The following is a 6,389-nucleotide window of genomic DNA, read 5'->3' on the forward strand; positions in this document are numbered from 1 at the left end:
CGATTCATGTTCGGATCGAAAAAGCACTACCTGGGCAGCCCCATCTTGTACTGCAAGGCGTAGGCCAGTTTGCCGGGCTTGTCGTTCGAGTACGGTGCCGAGAGCTTTCCGAATTCGCCTTTCGTGGCTGCCTTGCCGTCGTTCCAGGCGTCGAGCGCACCGAGTTCTGATGCGGTGCGGCCACTGTCGATCATCGCGTCTTTCGGTGCGGCGACTTGGGCGCGCGACACCGCCTCGACGGTGCTCAGGTAGCTCGTGAGGTTGTTGGCGTCCCAGCCGCTGATGTCGGCTGCGCCGGAGTCACGAACCCATGCACCCCAATAGAATTCCTGGAACGGGATGGTTCCGGGGGTGAAGCCGATATCGCGCCCGAAGTACGTCAGGCTGCGGTACTTGTCGTTCTGGAACTTGGCGAGCCCCACTCCCGAGGGCAGCTGTTCCACCGGAACCTCGTTGCCGTCGACGTCGTAGTTCCACACCCACTTCTCGGCCTTCATCCGCGCCCAGAAGTCAGCGGGGCTCAGGTCACTGAGGTTCGCGACCACCCGCAGGCGCAGATGCAGATTCGGTCCACCGTCGGCCGTTTCGTAGAACGAGGTCAGCGTGTGGTGTCCGTCGGTCAGGTAGGGCACGCCACCCGGACCGATGACGACCGTCTTCATCGGCGCGATGGTGTCGGGCGTTTCCTGGCCGACGGGCACAGTGCAGGTGAATGACGACGGATTGTCCAGTCGCGCATCGGGCATCGCCGACGCGACCTCTTCCTGGCCGTTGGCTTCGCACCAGTCGTCGAACTTCTTGTTGATCTCGTCCTTGCCGAGCGTGTACCGACCGAGCTTGTAGTACACCTCGTCGTACCCGAGTGACGGTTGTGTCGCGCGCACCTCACCGATCGGGAGATCGAGAAGCTCACCCGCTTCGGCACATTGGTAACCGAGGCCCGACGACGATCCGGTGGGGATGAGGTCTGCGACCTGGCACAGCGGCGATGCCGTCCGTGCCGGCGCAGCAGTGGCAACACTGGCCAGCGACGTGGATGCGACAGAAATCAAAGCGAGCGTGCCCAACAGTGCAGCTCTACGAAGCGAGGCCATCGGTGAGACTCCCATGAGTTCGAGTGAAGTTCCCCGGAGACTGCCCCACTCCGGTCACCGTTCGATGTCGCAGAACCAACGCAGAGGTGAACGTCGCATGATGGACGTCAGCGATCCTCGCGCAACATCGCGTAGACAAGGGTGTCGGTCCATTCACCCTTGCACCACCAGTTCTGGCGGAAGTGCGCTTCCTGACGCATCCCGACCCTCGCGGCCAGGCGGGCAGAGGCGTCGTTGCGTCCGTCCAGCTGCGCGCTGACACGGTGAATCTGGGGAAGCGAGAACACGTGCTCGATCAAGGCTTGTACCGCCTCGGTGGCGTATCCGCGACCGGCTACCGCAGGGGAGAACGTCCACCCGAGTTCGACGAGAGCCGGTGACCCGTCGATCAACCATGCCTCGACGTTGCCCACCACCGTCCCCTCGTGTTCGACGACCATCGCGAGGGCCTGAGTGTTCAATCCGGTTCGCTTCATCCGCTTGCCCACCGCAGCAACGGCATCGGCGTGCGACCACGCTTCGTGCAGTAGGTAGCGGCAGACTTCGGGATCGCTGTAGTACGCGAGAATCCCGTCCACGTCGGTGGGCTCGTACAGGCGCAGCGTCAGGCGCTCGGTATGGATGGGCTCGACGTTCATGAGGGCAATTCTGCCCGACCTAAATTCACGCTGATTCGAACCCTGGTCGTAGGCCCCGGTCTGACCGAAGGTGAGTAGTCGAACCTGCTCGCACTCAACCGGAAGGCCTGTACCCATGGTCGTGACGTCGTACGCCGTTCCCGCGGCACCCGTGGACACGCGTGTCAGCGACGTTCCCAACGGCGGCCCCGCGCATGTTTCGCCGAAACAGTCGGTGTGGCAGCGGTACCGATGGACCGTCGTGCGCGTTCTCTCACCCGTCGCCCTCCTCGTCCTGTGGCAGATTGCCAGTGCTGCCGGAGTTCTCTCCGAACGAGTACTGCCGGCGCCATCGCTGATCTTCGACGCGGGCCTCGAATTGCTACGCAACGGAGAGTTGGCCGATGCCCTCACCGTCTCCGGAACCCGTGTGGTGCAGGGACTCGTGCTCGGCGGTGTGATCGGGGTGGCGCTCGGTGCGCTCGTCGGACTGTCCAAGTTGGCGGAGGCAACGGTCGATCCGCCGCTGCAGATGCTGCGGGCACTTCCGCACCTCGGGCTGATCCCGCTCTTCATCCTGTGGTTCGGGATCGGCGAGACTCCCAAGATTCTGCTCGTGGCTCTCGGAGTCGCATTTCCGCTGTACCTCAACACGTTCTCGGCGATCCGCCAGATCGATCGCGACTTCCTCGACACGGCCGTCGTACTCGGCTTCTCGTGGCGTCAACGGTTCACCACCATCATCCTGCCCAGCATCGCCCCACAACTACTGGTGGGATTGAGGCAGTCGCTGGCCATTGCGTGGTTGTCGCTGATCGTGGCCGAGCAGATCAATGCCGAATCCGGGCTCGGCTACATCATCAACAATGCGCGAGATTTCCTGCGTGTGGACACCATCATCTTCGGGCTCGTTGTCTACGCGCTGATGGGAATCGCCACCGACGGCATCGTGCGCATCCTCGAAAAACGCGCTCTTCGTTACCGATTGGATGTCTGACTCATGACTGCGACGACAACGTCCGTTGCCACCTTGCGTGGGATCGACAAGTTCTACGAATCCAGTCACGTGCTGAAGGGCGTCGATCTGTCCATCGAACGCGGCGAGATCGTCTCGCTCGTCGGACGATCCGGGTCCGGCAAGTCGACGATCCTGCGCGTTCTGGCCGGGCTGTCGACCGACCACACGGGTGAGCGGCATGTCGCCGGGAATCCCGCGGTGGCGTTCCAGGAACCACGGCTGTTTCCGTGGCGGTCGGTTCGCCAGAACGTGTCCTACGGCCTGAACACCGCAGGCGTCACCGGCAACGGTGCGCTGACCGCGGCGGATGCAACGCTCGCCGAAGTCGGGCTGGCCGAGAAGCGAGACGCGTGGCCTCTCACGTTGTCCGGTGGGCAAGCTCAGCGCGCAGCCCTGGCGCGGGCGTTGGTGGGGGAGCCGGAACTGCTGCTCCTGGACGAACCGTTCGGGGCGCTCGATGCACTCACTCGACTGACCATGCAGTCCCTCCTGCTCGACCTGTGGGGACGGCACCACTTCGGCATCCTTCTGGTCACCCACGACGTCGACGAGGCAATCGCGTTGGGGGACAGGGTGGTGGTGCTCGACGGGGGTGCGGTGGCCGAGACCGTCACCGTCGATCTGCCTCGTCCCCGCGACCGGGGAACAGCCGGATTCTCCCGCATCCGTACCCATTTGCTCGGGGCCCTCGGCGTTCACTGACCGATCAATTCCTCTCATACGAAGGATCTTTCACGCATGTCGTCACACGCTCGTTCCAGATCCCTGCGCGCCATCGGTGTGCTCGCTGCGCTGTCTCTGACGGTCGTCGGACTCACCGGCTGCGTCTCCCGCGGCAGCGACACCACTACCACCGAAGCGCCCGAACTCGTCTCCGACGACCAGCTCACCACGGTCACGCTCGACGTCGGCGACCAGAAGGGCGGCACCGAGGCGCTGCTTCGTGCGTCGGGTGAGCTCGACTCGGCCCCATACGATGTTGTGTTCTCCACCTTCACTTCCGGCCCGCCACAGGTGGAGGCCGCAACAGCCGGCCAGATCGACTTCGCGGTCACGGGCAATACACCTCCGGTGTTCGGGGTCGCAGCCAATGCGCGCATCAAGGTCGTCTCCGCCTACAGCAACGACGCCAGCGGCGATCAGATCCTCGTGCCGTCCGATTCGACGCTCACGTCGTTCTCCGATCTGCGCGGCAAGAAGATCGCGGTGGGCAAGGGAAGTTCAGCGCACGGCCACGTGCTGCTGCAGTTGCAGAAGGCCGGGTTGACCGAGGACGACGTCCAGATCATCTTCCTCCAGCCGGCGGATGCGCTGACGGCATTCACCTCGGGTGAGGTCGACGCCTGGGCGATCTGGGATCCCTTCACCGCGATCGCGCAGGTCCAGAACGGCTCGAAGACACTGACCACCGCCGAGGGCGTTGCCAACGGTTACGGGTTCGGCATCGCCTCACAGCAGGCTCTGGACGATCCGGCGAAGAACACGGCGTTGCAGGACTTCGTGGTTCGTCTGGCCAAAGCCTCGGCCTGGGCTGAGAAGAATCCGGCCGAGTGGGCGTCCGCGTACTCCACGGCCGTCGGGATCGACCCGGCTGCAGGCGAATTGGCGCAGGGACGAAGCCAGCGACCCGCAATTGCTCTGGACGACACTGTGATCGAGTCCGAGCAGGCTCTCTTCGATGCGTTCGTCGAGAGCGGAAGTATCCCCGGCGGCAACACGTTCGCGGACTTCGTCGACACGCGTTACAACGACGCCATCGCAGACGCATCCGCCGCCACCAACTGATCACCCACCACGTTCTAGGAGTTCCACTCGTGACCGCACGCATCTTCTGGTTTCTTCCCACTGCAGGCGACGGCCGCTCCATCGTCGGCGCGTCCCACGCATCCGGCAATCTCCGCGAACCCGCCGGCTTTCGTCGCCCGTCGTTGCGGTACCTCACCGAGGTGGCTCAGGCCGCGGACCGCCTCGACTACGAGGGTGTGCTGACTCCGACGGGAACGTGGTGCGAGGACGCGTGGCTGACCACGGCGGCGTTGCTACAGAGCACCCGACGGCTGAAGTTCCTCGTTGCCTTCCGCCCCGGTCTCACGCCGCCCACGTTGGCGGCGCAGCAGGCCGCGACGTTGCAGCGGTTCTCGGAAGGGCGAGTGTTGTTCAATATCGTCACAGGCGGCGACGACGTCGAGCAGCGTCGTTTCGGGGACTGGATCGACCATGATCGGCGATACGCTCGCACCGACGAGTTTCTCGAACTCGTACAACGCATTTGGACCGAGACCTCGGTGGACCACGAGGGTGAGTTCTTCAAGGTTGCCGATGCGCGGGTGTCCGAGGCTCCGGACCCATTGCCGGAGTTCTGGTTCGGTGGCTCCTCCGAGCCTGCTCTGGCCGTCGCAGCCAAGCGGGTGCAGACGTACCTGACGTGGGGTGAGCCGCCGGCCGACGCCCGCGCGAAGATCGAAAAAGTACAGGCGTTGGCAGATGCCGAGGGCCGCAAGCTGACCTACGGCGTCCGCCTGCACACCATCAGTCGCGACACCTCCGAGGAGGCCTGGGCCGTCGCGCAGAAGCTCCTCGACGAGCTTCCCGAGGAACAGGTGTCTGCGGCGCACGCGCTGCACTCGTCGTCGCAGTCCGAGGGACAGCGCCGAATGGCCGCACTGCACGGCGGCAGCAAGGACTCGCTCGAGATCTACCCGAACCTGTGGGCCGGTGTCGGTCTGGTTCGCGGCGGTGCCGGGACCGCGTTGGTCGGTTCGCACGAGGAGGTCGCGAACCTCATCGGGGAATACCACGACGCCGGGTTCGACGAGTTCATCCTCTCGGGCTACCCGCACCTCGAGGAGGCGTATCACTTCGCTGAAGGTGTTCGACCCATCCTCGACGCGAGAGGAATCACGGTTCCCGCACGCTAGGGCAGGCGGGATCCAACCCGCCGGGTGTGCCGGAGATGGGAAATCTGTCCAGTAGATCGTGTAAAAAATGGATGATAGTCGTCCACGATCAACCAGACCGCCGTCATGCGAGGGCGTCGTATACCGCCCGCACGTACTGCTCTGCTCGGTCGGAGCCGATGATTCCCGGCCCCATTCGGTTCATGACGTAGGAGATGGTCAGCTTCGACTCCGGGTGCATGACGGTCAGCGATCCACCCCATCCGCCCCAGAAGCAGATTTTGCCGTCAGGGATGTAAGGTACCGATTCCTGCTGTGGCAGAGCGAAACCCAGGCCGAAGCGCAACGGGATGCCCAGGGCGAGATCGACTCCGTTGGACTGCTCCTCGAAGATCGAATCGATCGCGCCGGGGCTCAGCAGGTGTACGCCGTCGACGGTGCCGCCTCGCGAGATGACCGACAGGATTCTCGCGACCGATCGCGCATTGCCGTGCCCGTTCAACGCGCCCATGTCGGCAGCACGCCATGCCGGTGTATTCGCGGACGAGGCCTGCACCAACGGCCCGAGAAAGGTCTTGCGACGCACCATCGTCGGATCGGGAACGGCATCATCGGTCGGCGGGGGCGGCGGTACGACGTCGGCGATGCGGGACCGGTCGCTCTCGGCGGCACCGATCTGGAAGTCTGCCCCGAGAGGCCCGGCGATCTCCTCGGCCACGAACTGACGCAACGATTTTCCGGTGACGCGGCGAACCAGTTCGCC

Annotated in this window: 7 protein-coding genes; 4 read left to right on the forward strand and 3 right to left on the reverse strand. The window is 64.3% G+C overall.

All coding sequences use genetic code 11. The features are described 5' to 3' along the window. Positions 1-26: 26 nt before the first annotated feature. Together CH256_RS23455 and CH256_RS23460 are read right to left on the reverse strand one after the other, a co-directional pair. Positions 27-1,109 (reverse strand): ParB/Srx family N-terminal domain-containing protein, encoded by a 1,083-nt coding sequence (locus CH256_RS23455; RefSeq protein WP_256989527.1) that lies wholly within the window; start codon positions 1,107-1,109, stop codon positions 27-29. Between the two features lie 92 nt (positions 1,110-1,201). Beyond that, entirely contained in the window at positions 1,202-1,732 is a 531-nt protein-coding gene (locus CH256_RS23460) for a GNAT family N-acetyltransferase (protein ID WP_094639898.1), read from the reverse strand. 115 nt (positions 1,733-1,847) lie between these two features. Between CH256_RS23460 and CH256_RS23465 the strand changes: the two genes are divergently transcribed. From CH256_RS23465 to CH256_RS23480, 4 genes are read left to right on the forward strand one after another with little or no spacing between them, the layout of a single operon-like run. Continuing rightward, the gene (locus tag CH256_RS23465) at positions 1,848-2,708 is read left to right on the forward strand and encodes an ABC transporter permease (RefSeq protein WP_094670773.1); all 861 of its coding nucleotides are present in this window, start codon (positions 1,848-1,850) and stop codon (positions 2,706-2,708) included. A 3-nt stretch (positions 2,709-2,711) separates the two neighbouring features. Next, on the forward strand, positions 2,712-3,431 hold the full coding sequence (locus tag CH256_RS23470; protein ID WP_094670775.1) for an ABC transporter ATP-binding protein: 720 nt from the start codon (positions 2,712-2,714) through the stop codon (positions 3,429-3,431). Positions 3,432-3,467: 36 nt separating this feature from the next. Then, complete coding sequence (locus CH256_RS23475) at positions 3,468-4,514, forward strand: ABC transporter substrate-binding protein (RefSeq protein ID WP_094639900.1); 1,047 nt, start codon at positions 3,468-3,470, stop codon at positions 4,512-4,514. Positions 4,515-4,543: 29 nt separating this feature from the next. Then, complete coding sequence (locus CH256_RS23480) at positions 4,544-5,647, forward strand: LLM class flavin-dependent oxidoreductase (RefSeq protein WP_094670777.1); 1,104 nt, start codon at positions 4,544-4,546, stop codon at positions 5,645-5,647. 103 nt (positions 5,648-5,750) lie between these two features. On the opposite strand, the gene CH256_RS23485 is transcribed toward CH256_RS23480, so the two are convergent. Continuing rightward, positions 5,751-6,389, reverse strand: a 639-nt coding sequence (locus CH256_RS23485) for a serine hydrolase domain-containing protein (protein WP_143536656.1), incomplete at its 5' end; no start/stop codon positions are given.

The organism is Rhodococcus sp. 05-2254-6 (genome assembly GCF_002258565.1).
Lineage (GTDB): Bacteria > Actinomycetota > Actinomycetes > Mycobacteriales > Mycobacteriaceae > Rhodococcoides.